The 16,449-nt window shown below is 40.6% G+C and carries 19 protein-coding genes; all 19 read right to left on the bottom strand.

Translation table 11 applies throughout. The annotated features are described in order from the left end of the window. Window position 1 precedes the first annotated feature (1 nt). The 19 genes from glyS to CS898_RS09000 all read right to left on the bottom strand — a co-directional run bounded on the left by glyS (window position 2) and on the right by CS898_RS09000 (window position 16,428). Complete coding sequence (gene glyS, locus CS898_RS09090) at window positions 2–2,083, bottom strand: glycine--tRNA ligase subunit beta (RefSeq protein WP_009431189.1); 2,082 nt, start codon at window positions 2,081–2,083, stop codon at window positions 2–4. Next, window positions 2,076–2,960, bottom strand: a complete 885-nt coding sequence (glyQ, locus tag CS898_RS09085; protein WP_099208893.1) for a glycine--tRNA ligase subunit alpha — start codon at window positions 2,958–2,960, stop codon at window positions 2,076–2,078. Before glyQ ends, glyS begins: the two co-directional genes overlap by 8 nt. Before the next feature lie 16 nt (window positions 2,961–2,976). Beyond that, complete coding sequence (gene recO, locus CS898_RS09080) at window positions 2,977–3,699, bottom strand: DNA repair protein RecO (RefSeq protein WP_039880878.1); 723 nt, start codon at window positions 3,697–3,699, stop codon at window positions 2,977–2,979. Beyond that, window positions 3,686–4,573 carry a GTPase Era gene (era, locus tag CS898_RS09075; RefSeq protein ID WP_009431952.1) on the bottom strand — a complete coding sequence of 296 codons (888 nt, stop codon included), beginning with the start codon at window positions 4,571–4,573 and terminating at the stop codon, window positions 3,686–3,688. The genes recO and era overlap by 14 nt, the downstream gene beginning before the upstream one ends. Beyond that, on the bottom strand, window positions 4,570–4,974 hold the full coding sequence (cdd, locus tag CS898_RS09070) for a cytidine deaminase (RefSeq protein ID WP_009431788.1): 405 nt from the start codon (window positions 4,972–4,974) through the stop codon (window positions 4,570–4,572). Before cdd ends, era begins: the two co-directional genes overlap by 4 nt. Next, the gene (locus tag CS898_RS09065) at window positions 4,967–5,683 is read right to left on the bottom strand and encodes a diacylglycerol kinase (RefSeq protein WP_009430482.1); all 717 of its coding nucleotides are present in this window, start codon (window positions 5,681–5,683) and stop codon (window positions 4,967–4,969) included. Before CS898_RS09065 ends, cdd begins: the two co-directional genes overlap by 8 nt. Further along, window positions 5,670–6,143 carry an rRNA maturation RNase YbeY gene (gene ybeY, locus CS898_RS09060; RefSeq protein ID WP_009430948.1) on the bottom strand — a complete coding sequence of 158 codons (474 nt, stop codon included), beginning with the start codon at window positions 6,141–6,143 and terminating at the stop codon, window positions 5,670–5,672. The genes CS898_RS09065 and ybeY overlap by 14 nt, the downstream gene beginning before the upstream one ends. Then, window positions 6,124–7,149, bottom strand: coding sequence for a PhoH family protein (locus tag CS898_RS09055; RefSeq protein ID WP_099208919.1), 1,026 nt, complete (start codon window positions 7,147–7,149; stop codon window positions 6,124–6,126). Before CS898_RS09055 ends, ybeY begins: the two co-directional genes overlap by 20 nt. A gap of 19 nt (window positions 7,150–7,168) precedes the next feature. Continuing rightward, window positions 7,169–7,549: a hypothetical protein gene (locus tag CS898_RS09050; protein ID WP_009431467.1), complete on the bottom strand. Its 381-nt coding sequence runs from the start codon at window positions 7,547–7,549 to the stop codon at window positions 7,169–7,171. Then, complete coding sequence (gene floA, locus CS898_RS09045) at window positions 7,549–8,538, bottom strand: flotillin-like protein FloA (protein WP_009431904.1); 990 nt, start codon at window positions 8,536–8,538, stop codon at window positions 7,549–7,551. Before floA ends, CS898_RS09050 begins: the two co-directional genes overlap by 1 nt. Before the next feature lie 3 nt (window positions 8,539–8,541). Beyond that, the gene (locus CS898_RS09040; protein WP_234976057.1) at window positions 8,542–9,381 is read right to left on the bottom strand and encodes an NfeD family protein; all 840 of its coding nucleotides are present in this window, start codon (window positions 9,379–9,381) and stop codon (window positions 8,542–8,544) included. A gap of 79 nt (window positions 9,382–9,460) precedes the next feature. Then, a complete protein-coding gene (locus CS898_RS09035) occupies window positions 9,461–9,910 on the bottom strand; it encodes a GatB/YqeY domain-containing protein (protein ID WP_099208891.1) in 450 nt (149 codons plus the stop codon). A 12-nt stretch (window positions 9,911–9,922) separates the two neighbouring features. Continuing rightward, window positions 9,923–10,102 carry a 30S ribosomal protein S21 gene (gene rpsU / locus CS898_RS09030; RefSeq protein ID WP_009431570.1) on the bottom strand — a complete coding sequence of 60 codons (180 nt, stop codon included), beginning with the start codon at window positions 10,100–10,102 and terminating at the stop codon, window positions 9,923–9,925. A 110-nt stretch (window positions 10,103–10,212) separates the two neighbouring features. Next, window positions 10,213–10,551: a histidine triad nucleotide-binding protein gene (locus CS898_RS09025; protein WP_009431398.1), complete on the bottom strand. Its 339-nt coding sequence runs from the start codon at window positions 10,549–10,551 to the stop codon at window positions 10,213–10,215. A 2-nt stretch (window positions 10,552–10,553) separates the two neighbouring features. Then, a complete protein-coding gene (mtaB, locus tag CS898_RS09020; protein ID WP_039880865.1) occupies window positions 10,554–11,864 on the bottom strand; it encodes a tRNA (N(6)-L-threonylcarbamoyladenosine(37)-C(2))-methylthiotransferase MtaB in 1,311 nt (436 codons plus the stop codon). Between the two features lie 4 nt (window positions 11,865–11,868). Further along, window positions 11,869–12,573: an RsmE family RNA methyltransferase gene (locus tag CS898_RS09015; protein ID WP_159459157.1), complete on the bottom strand. Its 705-nt coding sequence runs from the start codon at window positions 12,571–12,573 to the stop codon at window positions 11,869–11,871. After that, window positions 12,566–13,474, bottom strand: coding sequence for a 50S ribosomal protein L11 methyltransferase (prmA, locus tag CS898_RS09010; RefSeq protein WP_099208889.1), 909 nt, complete (start codon window positions 13,472–13,474; stop codon window positions 12,566–12,568). The genes CS898_RS09015 and prmA overlap by 8 nt, the downstream gene beginning before the upstream one ends. A gap of 8 nt (window positions 13,475–13,482) precedes the next feature. Next, window positions 13,483–14,607 (bottom strand): molecular chaperone DnaJ, encoded by a 1,125-nt coding sequence (dnaJ, locus tag CS898_RS09005; protein WP_009430943.1) that lies wholly within the window; start codon window positions 14,605–14,607, stop codon window positions 13,483–13,485. Window positions 14,608–14,781: 174 nt separating this feature from the next. Beyond that, complete coding sequence (locus tag CS898_RS09000; RefSeq protein WP_009431865.1) at window positions 14,782–16,428, bottom strand: DEAD/DEAH box helicase; 1,647 nt, start codon at window positions 16,426–16,428, stop codon at window positions 14,782–14,784. Window positions 16,429–16,449 lie beyond the last annotated feature (21 nt).

Below are 16,449 nucleotides of genomic sequence, written 5' to 3'. Positions count from 1 at the left end.
CCTATTCTAAAACTAATTGGTTGATATCAAGAATCCCCTTAACTTCTTCATAAATATTGTGGAGCATACTCAAACGGTTAGAGGACAAGATTGGGTCTTCTGTTAGAACCATAACTTGGTCAAAATAATCATGAATGCTATCTGTTAGTTCATTCAAGCTTTGCATCTTGGCTAGGTAGTCTGAAGGTTCAATTTCCTCATCGATTTTTGCCTTAACCCTTGTAAAGTCTTCATACAATTTCTTTTCTTGGTCCTCTAGGAGCTGATCTTGAGAAAATTCCATGGAATCTTCATGTTTTACAGCTAGGTGGCCCAAACGAATATAGGCTTCAAAGAAGTCTTTGGGTAAGTCTTCCAAAGCAAGCTTTAGGTCTTGGCAGCGTTTAAAGATATCTACAACATCATCCACACCTGTAGCTAAGACAGCATCAATAAGGTCATAACGATAGCCTTCATCCAGGAGCATTTGACGAATACGTCCCAATAAGAAATTCATAATGGCTTCTTTAACGATGTTATAGTCAAAAACCAATTCTTGGTGGCCTACATAGATATATAGGGCATAATCAACAGCAATAGACAGGGGTAGGTGCCAATTTTTATTTTTAATAATATTGATTAAACCAATAGCCTGTCTTCTAAGTCCAAAGGGGTCTTGGCTCCCTGTAGGAATGAGGTCGATGGCAAAAAGACCTACAATGGTATCTAGCTTATCAGCTATGGATAAAATAGATCCTGTAGTGGTAAGAGGTAGGTCTCCATTGGCCTTACGAGGCATGTATTGCTCATTTAAGGCAGTAGCTATAATATCTGGCCTTCCTTCATTCTTGGCATAGATGGCTCCCATGAGACCTTGAAGTTCTGTAAACTCTTGAACCATATTGGTTACCAAGTCTGTCTTGGCCAAGTTTGAAGCTTGGCCCAGGGCAGTTTTCGTTTCCTCAGCCACTTGCAAGTAGTCACCAATTTGTTCAGTCAGGGCTTGGAGACGACCGGTCTTATCATAAAGGGTGCCTAGTTTGTCGTGGAACATAACACCTTTTAAGTCTTCCAGTCTTTCTTCCAGACTTCTTTTTTGATCTTCTTCATAGAAAAAGACGGCATCTTCCAGTCTGGCTGCTAAGACTTTTTCATTTCCTTGGGCTACAATTTCCTCATAGTCACTATTTCCATTTCGAATGGTGATAAAGTAAGGTTTTAGGGCTCCCTCTGCATCATAGACTGGAATATATCTTAAGTGCTCCCTCATGGGTGTTGTAATGACTACAGGGGGAAGATTCATGTATTTTTCATTGACATTGCCCACAATAGCTGTTGGATATTCTACGATATAGGTCAACTCTTGTAAAAGATCTTCATCGTCCTTAATTTCCCCACCCAAGGCCTTGGCCTTTCGAGTCGCTTGGTACTTAATTTTTTCATAGCGTTTCTTTTGGTCTACCAGGACATAGTTTTCTAAAAGAAGGTCTTCATAAGAATCTACATTTGGGATAAGAAGGGGGTTTTTACCTAAGAAGCGATGGCTTCTACTTTCTTGTCCCACAGGAATTCCTTCAAAATCAAAGTCAATCACCCGATCATTAAAGAGGGAGACAATCCATCGAATTGGTCTGGCAAAGCGAATATTTTTTCCGCCCCAACGCATATTTTTAGGAAAAGAAACTCCTCGAATGGATTCAGGAATAATCTCTTGTAAGATACTTTCAACATCCTTGCCTCCAGTTTGGATTTTTGCATAGATGTAGTCCGTTCCCTTGAGGTTTTCTTGGTAGAGGTAATCTTCTGTTAAGCCCTTGCTCTTCATAAAACCTAAGAGAGGTTTGGTGGGCTGGTGGTTTTCATCATAAGAAATCTTTACAGATGGTCCCTTGACAATTTCTTCCATATTTTTTTGCTTGTCAGCTAAGCCTTCGATGATGATGGTCAATCGTCTAGGTGTTGCCAGACTCTTGATTTCATCATAGTCTACAGCTTGTTCATCTAGGCGTTTTTGTATTTGATCCTTTAATTGTCCTAGACCCATTTCAACAAATCTAGCTGGAAGTTCTTCTACTCCTACTTCAAGTAAATATTGATTATTCATGGTCTACACCTGCCTTTAAAAGTGGAAAGTCCATTTCTTCTCTTTGTTTTAAATATTCTGAAGCAACCTTCCTTGCCAAATTTCTTACCCTTGCAATATAACCTGTCCGTTCAGAAACAGATATGGCTCCTCTAGCGTCTAAAACATTAAAGGTGTGAGAGCATTTTAAAACATAGTCATAGGCCGACATAACCAAGCCTTGTTCAATGACTCTTTCTGATTCCTTTTCATAGGTGTCAAAGAGGCCTTTGAGCATTTGAACATCTGCCAATTCAAAACTATAAACTGAATGTTCGTATTCTGCCTTATGGAAGATATCCCCATACTTTAATTGGTCGTTCCAGCTAATGTCATAGACATTGTCCACATCTTGAAGATACATGGCAATCCGTTCTAGACCATAGGTCAATTCTGCTGATTCCAGGTCACAGTTGATGGATCCTACTTGTTGGAAATAAGTAAATTGCGTGATTTCCATCCCATCTAACCAAACTTCCCAGCCCAGTCCCCAGGCACCTAAAGTTGGTGATTCCCAGTTATCTTCTACAAAGCGAATATCATGCTTTTTAACATCAATCCCAATCATTTGTAGACTTTTTAAATAAAGGTCTTGGACGTTTTCCGGTGATGGTTTTAAAATCACTTGTAGTTGGTGGTGTTGGTAAAGACGGTTTGGATTTTCCCCATAGCGGGCATCTGCAGGCCGTCTAGATGGTTCAACATAGACTGTTTTCCAAGGTTCAGGCCCTAAAGCCTTTAGGAAGGTAAAGGGATTCATGGTTCCTGCTCCCTTTTCTATGTCGTAAGGCTCCATAATAATACAGCCTTGTTCTTTCCAATAACTTTCTAAAGTTTGCATTAGTTCTTGAAAATGCATATGTTCTTTATCCTCCTCAAAATGTGGCTAGTAAGTCGTAGCTGTTAATTTTCGTAAGGTCTAAATGTGTGTAAAGAAGATCCATTAAAAGATCAAAGACCAAGTATTCATCACAAGTATCGGACCCTGGTAGGTTATCCAAGGGACTATATAATATCTTTTCTATATAGTCCAAGTCCTCTTCTTGGATAGTTCTTCCTTTTCCAGCTTTTAAGCCATATTCTATAATACCACTTTTTGGGTCAAAATACCTAGTACTATTGCCTATAAATTTTGATCTTTTCCCAATAATTGGCCGGTAACCCAGAAATGTTAGGCCCTTAATTAAAAAGGCATTTACAAGGGTTCTGGAAAACCCCTCTTCCAGTTGACTTAAGGTCTTATCCACCAAGTCATAAATTTTTGTATTGACCTGGCCATACTCCAAACTTTTGTCCAAGACTTCTAAAATAAATGTTCCAGCAACCATGGCCCGAAAGTCATTTTTCAACTTATAATGGTCCTTAATAATCCTACCCTCGTGGATATAGGCAAAGGTCTTACCCATAGAAAAAAGATAGTCTCCTTCCAGCATAGGCTGGGTTAAGGATAAGATTGAACTTTTTGCCCTAAGGGCTCCCTTGGCCATGACTGAAAGTTTTCCCCGATCCCTGGTAAAGATTCGTAATATTTTACTGGACTCACCATAGACCTGTTCGTCAAGGACAATGCCCCGACTTTTAAACCTATTGGTAGCCAAATCGCTCAACCTGATTTTCTTTTTCTCGCCAATCCTTGGACACCTTGACCCACAATTGCAGGTTGATTTTTGTATCCAATAAGCGCTCTAAATCTAGACGACTGGAAGAGCCTATTTTCTTTAACATACTTCCTGACTTTCCAATGATAATCCCCTTATGGCTCTTTCTTTCCACAAAGATTGTGGCTTCAATATCCATTAAGTTTTTATTTTCTCGCATCTTCATGGATTCAACCACCACCATGACCCCATGTGGAACTTCCTCTTGGAGATTTTCCAAGGCCTTTTCTCGAATGAACTCAGCTACAATAAATTTTTCTGGCTGGTCTGTAATCATGTCATCGGGAAAATATTGGGGTCCTTCAGGTAGAAAACCTTCTAAGGCCGATAAGTATTCCTCTATATTATCTCCATTAATAGCTGAGATTGGAATAATTTCTTCAAAAAGATTTAACTTGGCATATTGGTCAATCAAGGGTAGGATATCTGGCTTTGGAATTTCATCAATCTTATTGATGAGCAAGAGAATTGGAGTCTTACCTTTAAATCCCTCTAATTCCTTAAAAATCCATTGGTCCATGGCTCCTATTTTCTTAGAAGCATCCACCATGGCGGTAATAACATCTACTTCTCCCAAGGTCTCTCTAGAGACTCCCAACATATAGGTCCCCAGCTTATTTTTTGGTTTTTGGATACCTGGTGTATCCATAAAAATAATTTGGGCCTCTTCAGTCGTATGAATTAATTGAATCTTATTTCTTGTGGTTTGAGGTTTGTTGGAGGTGATGGACAATTTTTCACCTACAATCCGGTTGATTAGGGTCGACTTTCCTACATTGGGCCGACCAATAATTGTAACAAATCCTGACTTCATCTTGTCTCCTTTTTTAAATCTTTTTTTGAAAAACTAAAGGGTAAAAGTTCCTCTAAAGAGTATTCTTTAAAATCATCCTCTTTATTGACAATATATACCTTCATGCTTGGGTCTGCAAATTCCACCATGACCTGTCTACAGACCCCACAAGGCATAGTATCTTTGGCATCCCCTGTAACAGCAATGGCTTGAATAGATTGAACTCCGTCAGAAATAGCCTTGAAAATAGCCACTCTTTCTGCACAAATTGTCGGTGAATAGGAGGCTGTTTCAATATTACATCCTCCATATATCTTTCCATTATCTCCCAAAACACAGGCCCCTACATGAAAATGAGAATAGGGAACGTAGGCCCGCTCCTTCATCTTAAGGGCTTCTTTAAATAAGTCTTTTTTATCCATAATATCCCACCAATCGATAGATAATAAAGGCCACTAGGCTCCCCACCAGGGCCCCTAAAACAACTTCCGATACCTTGTGAATCTTTCCTTCCACCCGGGATTGAGCCACCAAAAAAGCGATGAAATAGGACATCCCTATGACCAAACCTTTGACAACAATCAGGCTGATGATGGTGGCCATACAAAAAGCCAAGGCTGTATGCCCACTTATTGCTCCTCCTTGAAAAAAGGTTCCTCCACTACGGCGCATCCACAAGAGCTTTCCCGCCACCACTAGGACAATGACCAGGAAAACTGCCACAAAGGCCAAGTGGGGATTGGAGGACCTAAGTTTAAAAACTAGGAGTTCCGTTCCCGTATTAATCCGATCGAAAAAAATCAAGTAGCCCACTACCAAAGCATTTAAAGCAGCAATTAAAACGGCTCCTGCTGCAATGTCCTTGGCCAATTTAGCCACGGGATTATAGCTTTGCGTTACCAAGTCCACCGTTCTTTCAATGGCGGTATTGATAAGTTCACTGGTTAAAACAAAGGTGACTGCAAAGAAAAGAAGCATAAATTCTACCCGAGTCAGGTTGAAAAACAAGCTAGCCACAATAACAGCAATGGCTGCTAGGTAGTGGATTTTCATATTTCTTTCGGTCTGGATAGATGAGATAATCCCCTGAACTGCATAGTTAAAGGAGTTAATAAAATTACCCCTCTTCATGGTCTACCTCGTCCCCGTCAAGACAGGCCATAATTTCTTTTTCCCTGGCCCGCATGACCTTTTTATCCTCAGGATCTATGTGGTCATAGCCCAGACAGTGCAAAACACTATGGACTGTTAGGTATTGTAGCTCATGCTTAAAGCTATGGCCGTACTCTTGAGCCTGACTGGCAATCCGATCCAGGTTAATGACCACATCTCCTAATTCCAAGTGGCCATCAAAACTCTCGTTAATAGGGAAGGACAGGACATCTGTTACTGCATCCACTTGGCGGTAGGTTCTGTTAAGCTCTTGTATTTCTTCTGGAGATACAAGAGAGAGGCTGATATCCACCACATCCTCAATCCCTTCTTGGCCCAGAGCCACTTGGCAAGCCTCTACTATGGCCTGGTAGTCATCCTCTTTTATATCACATTCATTTAAATTTAAGAAGATTTTTTCACTCTTTAGCTTGTTCATGAACCTCTTCCTCTTTCTTTAACTTCTTTTTTTCATCCTTATTGGCTTTTTCCTTGGAGTCAAACCGGTCATAAGCATCAATAATTCTTTGTACCAAGGGGTGTCTTACAATATCATAGCGGGTTAAATACACACTGGAAACTCCTCTTACATCTTTTAAGATTTTTAAGACTGTTTTTAAACCCGATTTTTTCCCTGACGGTAGGTCAATTTGGGTAATATCCCCAGTTATGATTGCCTTGGATCCAAAGCCCAGGCGGGTTAAGAACATCTTCATTTGTTGTGGAGTTGTATTTTGGGCCTCATCCAAAATAATATAGGCATTGTCCAGGGTCCGCCCCCTCATATAGGCCAAGGGAGCCACTTCAATTAAGCCTTGTTCCACGTATTTTTGATAGGTATCATAGCCCATGAGGTCAAAAAGTGCATCATAGAGGGGCCTTAGATAGGGGTCTACCTTCATTTGTAGGTCCCCTGGTAAAAAGCCAAGGCTCTCCCCTGCTTCAACGGCTGGACGAGTTAAAATAATTCTGGATACCTTTTGCTCCTTAAAGGCCTTGACTGCACAGGCCATAGCAAGATAGGTCTTTCCTGTCCCAGCCGGACCCACACCGAAGACAACGTCATTTTTTTGGATGGCATCCAAATACCTCTTTTGTCCCAGGGTCTTGGCCCGGATGGGTTTACCCGTTGCCGTGTAGACAAATGTTTCTGCATACAAGTCGGCTAAATTTGAATCAATCCCATCTTTTTTTAAATTCATAGCGTAAAGAATATCTTGCTTGTCCAATCTCTTTTGTTTTTGTAAAACTTGAAGGAGCTGGTCTATAAGTTCCTTAACCTGACCAACCTTATCTTCAGGTCCCTTAAGCTTTAAGGTCAGTCCATCCAGTTGACTTTCTACGCCAAAATTTTCTTCAATTAATTGTATATTTTCATCCAGCCTTCCCAATAAGGAGGAGACTTGGTCATTTGATTCAAATTCAACGCTTACTTTACTTTGCAAAAAAATACCCACCTTTCTTTTATCTTCTTCGATTTCGGTATCTCTTTCTGGACTTAGGTCTTTCAAAAATCGTTTGATAGACCACTCCCTGGGCCCAATAGGGAAGGTCTTCCAAGTTTAAAGCTTCCTCCTTGAAGTCTTCTCCAGTATAGCCCCTAAAGATTTCTTCCTTTGTATTTTCATGGGCTTGGTCTCTTAGGCGATCCTTTTCTATTTTTTTGCCTAAATTCTCTTTAAGACTTTTTTGTCTTTCTTCTTTTGAATCTCTAGCTTGACTAGATCTAGCTATGCCCAGACCCTCTTGGGCTAATTTTAAATCTGCCTGATCTAATTTTTCAAGGTTTTCTTCCAAAAGGCCCATCAAATCTTTAATGGATTGGTGTTTTAAGAAAATTCCCATCAGTTCTTATCCTTGTCCCTAAAGGAATCTTTTTTAATCATCTTTTCCTTGGGGTCTGTAGCCTTTGAAATGGCTTCTCTCATAGAGGTGTCACTGAGGACATTTTGCATTTCATAGTAGTCCATAACTCCCAGGTGGCCCTCTTTTAAAGCTTCTGCCAAGGCTAAAGGAACTTGAGATTCAGCCTCTACAACCTTAGCCCGCATTTCTTGTTCTTGGGCCATGGCCATGGCACGACGTTCTGATGCCTTGGCTTCGGCAATTTTCTTGTCAGCTTCTGCTTGGTCTGTTTGAAGTCTGGCCCCAATATTTCTAGCAACATCCACATCAGCAATATCGATGGATAAAATCTCGTAGGCTGTTCCTGAATCTAAGCCCTTTTCCAAAACGACTTTTGATATAGAGTCCGGATTTTCCAAAACAGCCTTATAGCTTGCTGCTGACCCTACTGTTGTTACAATTCCTTCCCCAACCCGGGCAATGATTGTTTCTTCTCCAGCTCCACCTACTAGGCGGTCAATATTTGCTCGTACAGTAACCTTGGCTTTAACAATAACCTCAATTCCATCTTGAGCCACAGCCGAAATATTAGGCGTTTCAATGACCTTGGGGTTGACAGACACTTGGACAGCTTCTAAAACATCCCGGCCTGCAAGGTCAATGGCTGCAGCTTGTTCAAATTCCAAGTTAATATTGGCTCTTTGGGCTGCAATTAATGCATCAACCAGAGTGTTAACATTTCCTCCAGCTAAATAGTGAGCCTCTAGGTTCTCGATTCGCAAATCCAAACCTGCCTTTGTGGCCTTAATCATGGGGTTGACAATCCTTCTAGGCCGAACCCTTCTTAGGCGCATTCCCACAAGGGTTGTAATTTTTATGGAAACACCAGAGAAAAAGGCCGTGATCCATAGACCAAGGGGGACAAAATTTAAAAATAGAATTACTCCGAGGACTACAAGAATGACTAGGGCTAAAATTAAATACTCCATATTTTACTTCCTCCTTACTATAATTTTCGATCCCTGGACTTTAACCACTTCCACAGGGTTCGATTTTTCAACAAAACCATCTTCACTAATGGCATCCAGCCTTTCTCCTTGAATGGAGATAAAGCCCGATGGCCTAAGACTTGTCAGCGCAATGCCCAAGTCTCCAATTTGAACAGAGCTTTGAGGACTTGAGTTATATCCACTTTTTTTATTGTTGGAAACCTTCAAGGTAACCCGGTCTAGCCAGGGGGATCGAGTTCCCTTTTTTATCAAAATTAAAATAGTAGCCAGGGTAAATAAGCTGGCGATTGTTAAACTGGTAAGGGCTGCATTGACAGAATGCATGGCCGTCATAAGACCTAGAAAAATCGCTAAGATCCCCAGGACCCCTGGGATGCCAAAACCAGGAATAAAGGCCTCTACAATTAAGAGAAAAACTCCCAGGATAAAGAAAAAAATGGATATTGGACTGGCATAACCTGCTAAAATATTTCCTATAAAGAAAAAACCAAAGGATAAGGCACTGACTATCCCCCATAGGGCGAATTTTGGTCTGAATAGTTCCAAGACAAAACTCACCATCCCTAAGACAAGGAGAAAGTCCACAATCCACGGATTGGTCATAAGCTCTTGCATGGTTTCTTGAAACTTAGTCTGAGCTTGGACCCCTGTCTTGTCCTTGCCTTCAACAAACAGGGTCAGGTCCTTACTGGCAGAAGCCCCTACCCCCTCTTCTTGCAAGGATGTCTTCCAATGAAATCCCTGAGACCAGGTCTGGCTTTCCAAGGCGCTTGCATATGTAATTTGTCCCCAAAAAATAAAAATGGTCAAAAGATAAATCATTTTTTTCACTTTTACCACCACCTATTTATATATACCCAGGAAAAGTATTTATAAAAAAAGACCCGGAAAGTCCGGGTCATTATTCTTCTGTGAAGAATTCTTGCGCAAGACGATTAATGGTTTGACCATCTGCTTGTCCTTTAATACGGGGCATAATGTCTTGCATTAAACGTCCCATGTCCTTTTTACTGTGGATACTTAAGCGGGAAATTGTCTCTTGCACAATGTCTTTAAGTTCATCTTCTGATAATTGTTTTGGTAAATAATCATACAAAATTTCAATCTCAGCCTCTGTGGCATCTACTAAATCTTGCCGATTACCTTTTTTGAATTCGTCGATGGACTTTTTCTTTTCCTTGACTTGCTTGGATATAATGGCTAAAACATCTTCATCCTTTAAGTCAACTCGTTCATCAACTTCTTTTTGTTTTATGGCTGCACGCACCATTGTAATGGTATCTTTGCGTTTTTTGTCTTTTTCTTTCATCGCCTTTTTTAAATCGGCCATAAGTTCTTCTTTTAAAGACATATTCACCATTCCTTAGTATTTACGTTTTTTACGACGTGCTTCTTCAGACTTCTTTTTACGACGTACACTGGGTTTTTCATAATGTTCTCTTTTACGATACTCCTTGAGTACACCGCTAGTAGCACATTGACGTTTGAAGCGCTTTAAAGCATTGTCCAATGATTCATTTTCTCCAACACGGATTTCTGACATAATTTCCCTCCTCTCATTTCTAAGAGTTAAGCCTACGGCTAATACTGTATTATTATACACGATTTCACTAAAAATAGCAACGATTTTCCCTAGGCTAAAGTTCTAGGCCATCAACCTGGTGGCCATTGCAAAGATCTCTGTCCTAAAACATGGAAATGAAGGTGGTCTACACTTTGTCCCCCGTCTTCTTTACAGTTGTTGACAATCCGGTATCCATTTTCACAACCTAGGCTTCTGGCAATTTCTGCAGCCTTTAAGAAAATGTGGCCAATTAATTCTGCATCTTCTTGCTTTAAATCGTCAGCACTCTTGATGTGTTTTTTAGGAACTAAAAGAAAGTGTACAGGGGCTTGGGGGTCGATGTCCTTGAAGGCAAACATCTCTTCATCTTCGTAAATTTTTTCGCTGGGAATCTCCCCTGCTATAATTTTACAAAATAGGCAGTCCATTTTTACCTCCTTATTTGAAATTCTACAGGTTCCACTGTCTTATCTTTAATTGTACCATGACAGATTTTATTTGTTAAGTTCTCTTGACTGGAAGCTACTACCCGGATATAGTTTGTGGTATAGCCATGATAGAGACCTCTTTCTTCTTTTTCAAACAAGACCTCCAGGTCTCGATTCCTATTTTGATCAATAAAATCTAAAGAAAGTTCTTCTCCAACCTCTAACAAGGCCTTAGACCTTGCTTGTTTTATTTTGCCATCAAGCTGTTTCATGCTAGCAGCCTTGGTTCCCTCTCTTGGAGAATATGGGAAGACATGGATTCTGGAAAAACCAACTTTTTTTACAAAGTCCTTTAAAATTTCAAAGTCCTCTTCTTCTTCACCTGGAAAACCTACAATACAGTCTGTTGTTAGTCCTGCATAGGGCATGTATTTCCGGATAATTTCTGTCTTTTCGAAAAAATCTTCCTGACTATACTTTCGGTTCATGGCCTTTAAAATCTTGTTGGATGCATGTTGCATGGATAGGTGAAAATGGTCACAAACCTTTCCTGTTGCCTGCAGCCTTTGGATGAAGTCCTCTGTCACTAGTCTTGGATCTACACTGGACAGGCGAATTCGCTTTAGACCAGGAATCCTTGCAATCCGTTCAATCAAATCAATCAGACGAATTTCTCCTAAATCTACACCATAACTAGCAACATGAATCCCTGTTAAAATCACTTCTTGGTAGCCCCGGTCCACTAGAGATTGAATTTCTTCCAGGGTTTCTTGAGGATCTCTTGACCGAATGGGACCTCGAGCATAGGGAATGATACAATAGCTGCAAAATTGATTGCAGCCATCCTGGATTTTTACATAAGCCCGGGTGTGGTCTTCTTGGTTTTCAATAAAAAAGCTTTCGAATTCTCTATGCATTGAAGAATCAGTAACACGAACAATCTTTTGCCTCTTGATCAAAATTTCTTCGATATAATCCACAATTTTATTTCGGTCTTTTGTACCCAAGACCAAGTCTACATCTTCCATGGCCTCTACTTGGTCCGGAGAAGTTTGGGCATAACAGCCCACTACAGCCACTACTGCCTGGGGGTTGGCCCTCTTACTCCGACGAATGAATTGCCGACTCTTCCGGTCCGACAGGTTAGTTACTGTACAAGTGTTGATGATATAAATATCGGAGACTTCCTCCGGATTATTGTGTACCTGGTAGCCAGCCTTCTCAAATAGCTCCAACATGGCCTCGGATTCATAGGCATTCACCTTACAACCCAGGGTCAGGATATGGACACTTTTTCTATGATTTGTAGAGATAAAATCACCTCTCTTCCATTAAGCAATATACTCGGTCTCCAGCAATTAAAGGAGCCGTTTCCGTTCTTAAGATGTTTTTTCCCAGACTTACTGGATGACCGCCTCTGGCCTTGATTAGGTCAACTTCTTCAGGATCCAGACCACCTTCCGGTCCAATGATTAGGGCAATGTTTTTTTCTTGTCCCTGGATATAATCTTTCATAAAGTGGTCTTTTTCTTCTTCATAACAGACTAAAATCAAGCTATCCTTGGGAAGAATTTCTAGACCTTCCTTTAAGGTCATGGGAGGATAAACCTGGGGAATGTCTATTTGTTTAGATTGTTTGGCGGCTTTTTCCACAATTTTTTCCCAACGATTTTTTAACTTGTCCCATTTATGGTTGACCTTTCTCAGGCTTCTTTTCATTTGGATGGCCACAAAGGTATCAATCCCTACCTCTGTTCCATGCTCTAAAACTTCTTCCCACTTTTGTCCCTTGGCTAGCCCTTGTAGAAGAAAGACTCGGTAGCCTTTTTCTCTGGCTTCCAACTTTTCTTCCAAGACCAAGTTCCCATCCTGGGCACTTTGGTCTGTCAGTCTTGCCCTATAGAGGTCTCTCTTATAAACTGCCTCTAGAGAATCCCCAGCCCTCATCCTCAAAACATGAAAGAGGTGGTGAAGGTCTTCTGGATCCAATTTTTGATCGTCATTTAAAAATACCCTAGTCATTTTTCGCCCTAGCCACAATGACAGACCAGTCATTTTTATCGTGGTCCTCTAAAATACTAAATCCCTGGTTTTTTAGAGCCTCCATGACAGCAGGCTTTTTTTCTGTAAGGATTCCAGAAGCAATAAAGATTCCTCCCCTTTTTAAGCACTGGCCCAAATCTCCCAAAAAGTCAATGATAATTTCAGCAAAGATATTGGACACCACCAGGTCTGCTTTTTCTTGAAAGTTAGCCAATAGATCTCCCTTGGAAAAGTCACAGTTTTCACAGGAGTTCAACTGACTATTGTGGTAGGACGCCTCAATAGCTAGAGGATCAATGTCCACTCCTTGAACCCGACTTGCTCCTAGAATGGAGCTGGCCACGGACAGGATTCCTGACCCACAGCCTACATCATAAACCAGGTCTCCTTCTTGGACATATTTCTCCAACATTTCCAGGCAAAAATAGGTTGTTTCATGACTCCCTGACCCAAAAGCCATACCGGGATCAATTAAAATTTTCTGCCGGCTTGTCTCATAGGAACTCCAATAGGGAACAATGGCCAGATTTTCTCCTAGGTCAAAGGGTTGAAAGTATTTTTTCCAGTCATTGGCCCAATCAGATTCTTGTAGTTGTCTAACCCCTACTTCTCCCAGGTCATTTTTTATAACATAATTTTCAAATTCTTTAATCAGACCCTTTTCTTCTTCTGATGGATAAAACTGGATAAATAATTGACCTTTTTTTGTATTTAAAAGATTGTCATCAACATAGTCCCATTGAATTTCACTAGAGTTTAATTCATCCACTAGAGAAGGAGTTTCCTCCCTAAAGGTATCCACACCATGGTCCAGTAGCCAGGACAGGACTTCATTATAATCTTTTTCTTGTCCAAAAAGGGTTACCTCATAATATTGCATAGCCTCTCCTATTCTTCAAACCACTCTTTGACCCGGTCAAAAAATCCCTTGCGTTCCGTCTTGGCTTCACTGGGGCTTTCTCCCCTTAATTCTTCTAAGAGTTCTCTTTGTCTCTTGCTGATTTTTTGGGGAACAATAATTTCCACCCTAAAGTAAAAGTCTCCCCGGCCTACAGATTGGAGTTTGGGTACTCCCTTTCCTGCCAGACTGAAGATCTTTCCTCCTACAGTTCCTGGGGGAAGGTCGAAGCTTTCTATGGAATCCAGGGTGGGCACTTCAATTCTTGCCCCTAGGACTGCATCCATATAAGAAACCGGTAGGTCAATATAGATATCGTGGCCCTTTCTCTTAAAGATTGGATCCTCTTTTACAGAAATATAGATGTAGAGATCTCCTGCTGGTCCCCCATTTTCTCCATGGTTTCCTTCTCCAGGCATGGAGAGAATACTTTTATTGTTGACTCCCTTGGGAATATGGACATGGATCTTTCTAGAGAAGATTTCCCGTCCACTCCCATGACAGTGGGAACAGGGAGTTTCTATAATCTCTCCCTTCCCTTGACAGTCTGGACAAGGAACAACTTGTACCATACGGCCAAAGGGACTTTGCCTGCTCTCTCTAACCTGGCCAGATCCATGACATCTTTCACATTTGTGGACCTCTGTTCCTTCTTCTGCCCCACTACCATCGCAGCTCCTGCAGATTTCTGTCCGCCGGACGGTCACATCTTTTTCACAGCCAAAAACAGCTTCTTTAAAGTCAAGCTCCACATCAGCGCGAATATCTCCGCCTCTTTTGGGAACTTTTTGATTGTTTGAAGCATAATTTCCTGAAAATCCGCCACCAAAGATATCAAAAAGGTCGCCAAAAATATCTCCAAAGCCGCCAAAACCACCTTGACCAGAAAAACCATCTTTTAAAGAGTCTTCCCCATAGAGGTCATAGTTTTGTCTCTTACTTTCATCACTTAGAACCTCATAGGCCAGGGTAACCTCCTTAAATTGCTGCTCTGCTTCCTTGTCTCCAGGATTTAAATCCGGATGATATTTTTTCGCCTGGACTCGATAGGCTTTTTTTATTTCTCTTTGTGTTGCTTCTTTTTTGATTCCTAAAATTTCATAAAAATCTCTCAATCCAATCCCACTTTCTATCAATTCAAATGATAATATTGTACCTGATATCCATAAAAAAGGGAAGACTTCCCTATAAGACCCCTTCCAAGCTTTTATAGCCTAGTCCACTTGAAAAAACGAGGCTTTTTTCCTCCTCGTCTTTCTATCTCCTTGTCATTTTTGGCTGGGGCCTCTTTATTTTTCTGAATATTCCGCCTTAAAAGGCTTGCCTTTAATCTTTTTACCGTTTAAATCTTTTATGGCCTTTTTAATCTTGGATTTTGGAATTTCCACAAAGGTAAAATTGGGCATAATATTAATTCGCCCAATATCCTTAGTGGCCACATCAGTATATCTTCTAATTAAACGGATAACTTCTCTTGAGTCGACACCGTCTCTTTTTCCCTTGTTGATGAAGATCTTCGGCCCTTGGATTTTTTTATTTCCCCAGTCCTTCTTGCCCTTTTTTCCAAAATTTCCTGATTTTTTTGACCTAGACAATTCAAACTTTTTGCCAAAGTCTACCTTGTCAAGTTCGACCAGAGTTACATTATTGGCTTCTTGGTTTACCATCTTTAACAGAGATGCCCCAATATCATAGAGGCTGTGTCCTTGACCTAAGAGCCTATTTAAGAGGTCTGTGTATTCTTCTTGATCTGCTGATGGAACTATGCTCTTATTAACTCTTTCATACAAGCTTTCCATACCTTCTTTTTCCACATCTTTTTTTGTAGGTAGGCTCATTTTGTCCATTTTTATATTAGCATAGTCTTCAATTTCTCTAAATTTGTCATAGTCCTTATTTGTCACAAAAGTAAAGGAGATACCTTTTTTCCCCGCCCTGGCTGTCCGGCCAATCCTATGGACATAGTATTCAGATTGTTGGGGTAGGTCATAGTTAAAGACCAAATCAATATCGGATACATCTAAGCCTCGAGCCGCTACATCCGTTGCAATTAATAGGTCAATACTGCCGTCTCTAAACTTTTTCATCACTTGGTCCCTGGAAGATTGTCTCATATCTCCATGTAGAGAGGCCACTTGGTATCCTTTTTGGGCCATTTCAACTTCCAAGCTATCAACCATTTTCTTGGTATTGCAAAAGATAATGGACTTGTTGGGTCTATGGATTAGCAGGAGTCTGTTTAATATCTCCGTCTTCATATTCCTGTTTAATTCCAAATAGTATTGGTGGATTTTTTCAGCTGTTAATTCTTTCTTTTCAAGAATAACCTTTTTAGGCTTATCTTGGTAGAGTTTGGAAAAATCCTTAATATTGTTGTCAAAAGTAGCAGAAAAAAACAGGGTTTGACGGTTTGGATTGGTCTTTTCAATAATGGTCTTCATGTCATCCCTAAAACCCATATCAAACATTTCGTCTGCTTCATCCAAGACTAAAAATTCCAGCTGATCCAGCTGAAGGCTTTTTCTCTTCATATGGTCCATAATTCTGCCGGGAGTTCCAACAACAATGCTTGTCCCATTTCTAAGTTGGCTTAATTGTTTACCCATATCAGCGCCACCATAAATAGCCGCCAGCTTGATAAATCTTTTATACTTAGCAAGTTTTTTTAATTCTTCCGTCACCTGTCTCGCCAGTTCTCTAGTCGGAACTAGGACCAGGCCTTGGGGGGATTTTAATTGCTTATCTTGAATCTTTTCAATCATGGGAATCCCAAAAGAGGCTGTCTTTCCTGTTCCAGTTTGGGCTTGGGCTAAAATATCATTCCCCTGAAGAATGTAGGGAATTGTTGCTTCCTGGACCTCTGAAGGCCTTTCAAATCCCATATCGTCAATGGCCCGTAAAAGTTCTTTAGATAAGTTTAATTTATTAAATCTCAATATATTCTCCTAATTGTATTT

Source organism: Urinicoccus timonensis (genome assembly GCF_900232945.1).
In the GTDB taxonomy this organism is placed as follows: domain Bacteria; phylum Bacillota; class Clostridia; order Tissierellales; family Peptoniphilaceae; genus Urinicoccus; species Urinicoccus timonensis.
Note: the sequence above shows the minus strand (reverse complement) of the source record. Positions and strands in the feature narration are given on the sequence as shown.

Bases quoted from the DNA above. Each gene is read 5' to 3' on its own strand.
- era (WP_009431952.1), bottom strand. From the start codon at position 4,573: ATGAAGTCAGGATTTGTTACAATTATTGGTCGGCCCAATGTAGGAAAG.
- CS898_RS09015 (WP_159459157.1), bottom strand. From the start codon at position 12,573: ATGACTAGGGTATTTTTAAATGACGATCAAAAATTGGATCCAGAAGAC.
- CS898_RS09040 (WP_234976057.1), bottom strand. From the start codon at position 9,381: ATGATTTATCTTTTGACCATTTTTATTTTTTGGGGACAAATTACATAT.
- CS898_RS09025 (WP_009431398.1), bottom strand. From the start codon at position 10,551: ATGGACTGCCTATTTTGTAAAATTATAGCAGGGGAGATTCCCAGCGAA.
- floA (WP_009431904.1), bottom strand. From the start codon at position 8,538: ATGGAGTATTTAATTTTAGCCCTAGTCATTCTTGTAGTCCTCGGAGTA.
- ybeY (WP_009430948.1), bottom strand. From the start codon at position 6,143: ATGAACAAGCTAAAGAGTGAAAAAATCTTCTTAAATTTAAATGAATGT.
- prmA (WP_099208889.1), bottom strand. From the start codon at position 13,474: ATGCAATATTATGAGGTAACCCTTTTTGGACAAGAAAAAGATTATAAT.
- rpsU (WP_009431570.1), bottom strand. From the start codon at position 10,102: ATGTCAGAAATCCGTGTTGGAGAAAATGAATCATTGGACAATGCTTTA.
- CS898_RS09065 (WP_009430482.1), bottom strand. From the start codon at position 5,683: ATGAAGAGGGGTAATTTTATTAACTCCTTTAACTATGCAGTTCAGGGG.
- CS898_RS09050 (WP_009431467.1), bottom strand. From the start codon at position 7,549: ATGGGAATTTTCTTAAAACACCAATCCATTAAAGATTTGATGGGCCTT.
- CS898_RS09035 (WP_099208891.1), bottom strand. From the start codon at position 9,910: ATGTCTTTAAAAGAAGAACTTATGGCCGATTTAAAAAAGGCGATGAAA.
- glyS (WP_009431189.1), bottom strand. From the start codon at position 2,083: ATGAATAATCAATATTTACTTGAAGTAGGAGTAGAAGAACTTCCAGCT.
- glyQ (WP_099208893.1), bottom strand. From the start codon at position 2,960: ATGCATTTTCAAGAACTAATGCAAACTTTAGAAAGTTATTGGAAAGAA.
- cdd (WP_009431788.1), bottom strand. From the start codon at position 4,974: ATGGATAAAAAAGACTTATTTAAAGAAGCCCTTAAGATGAAGGAGCGG.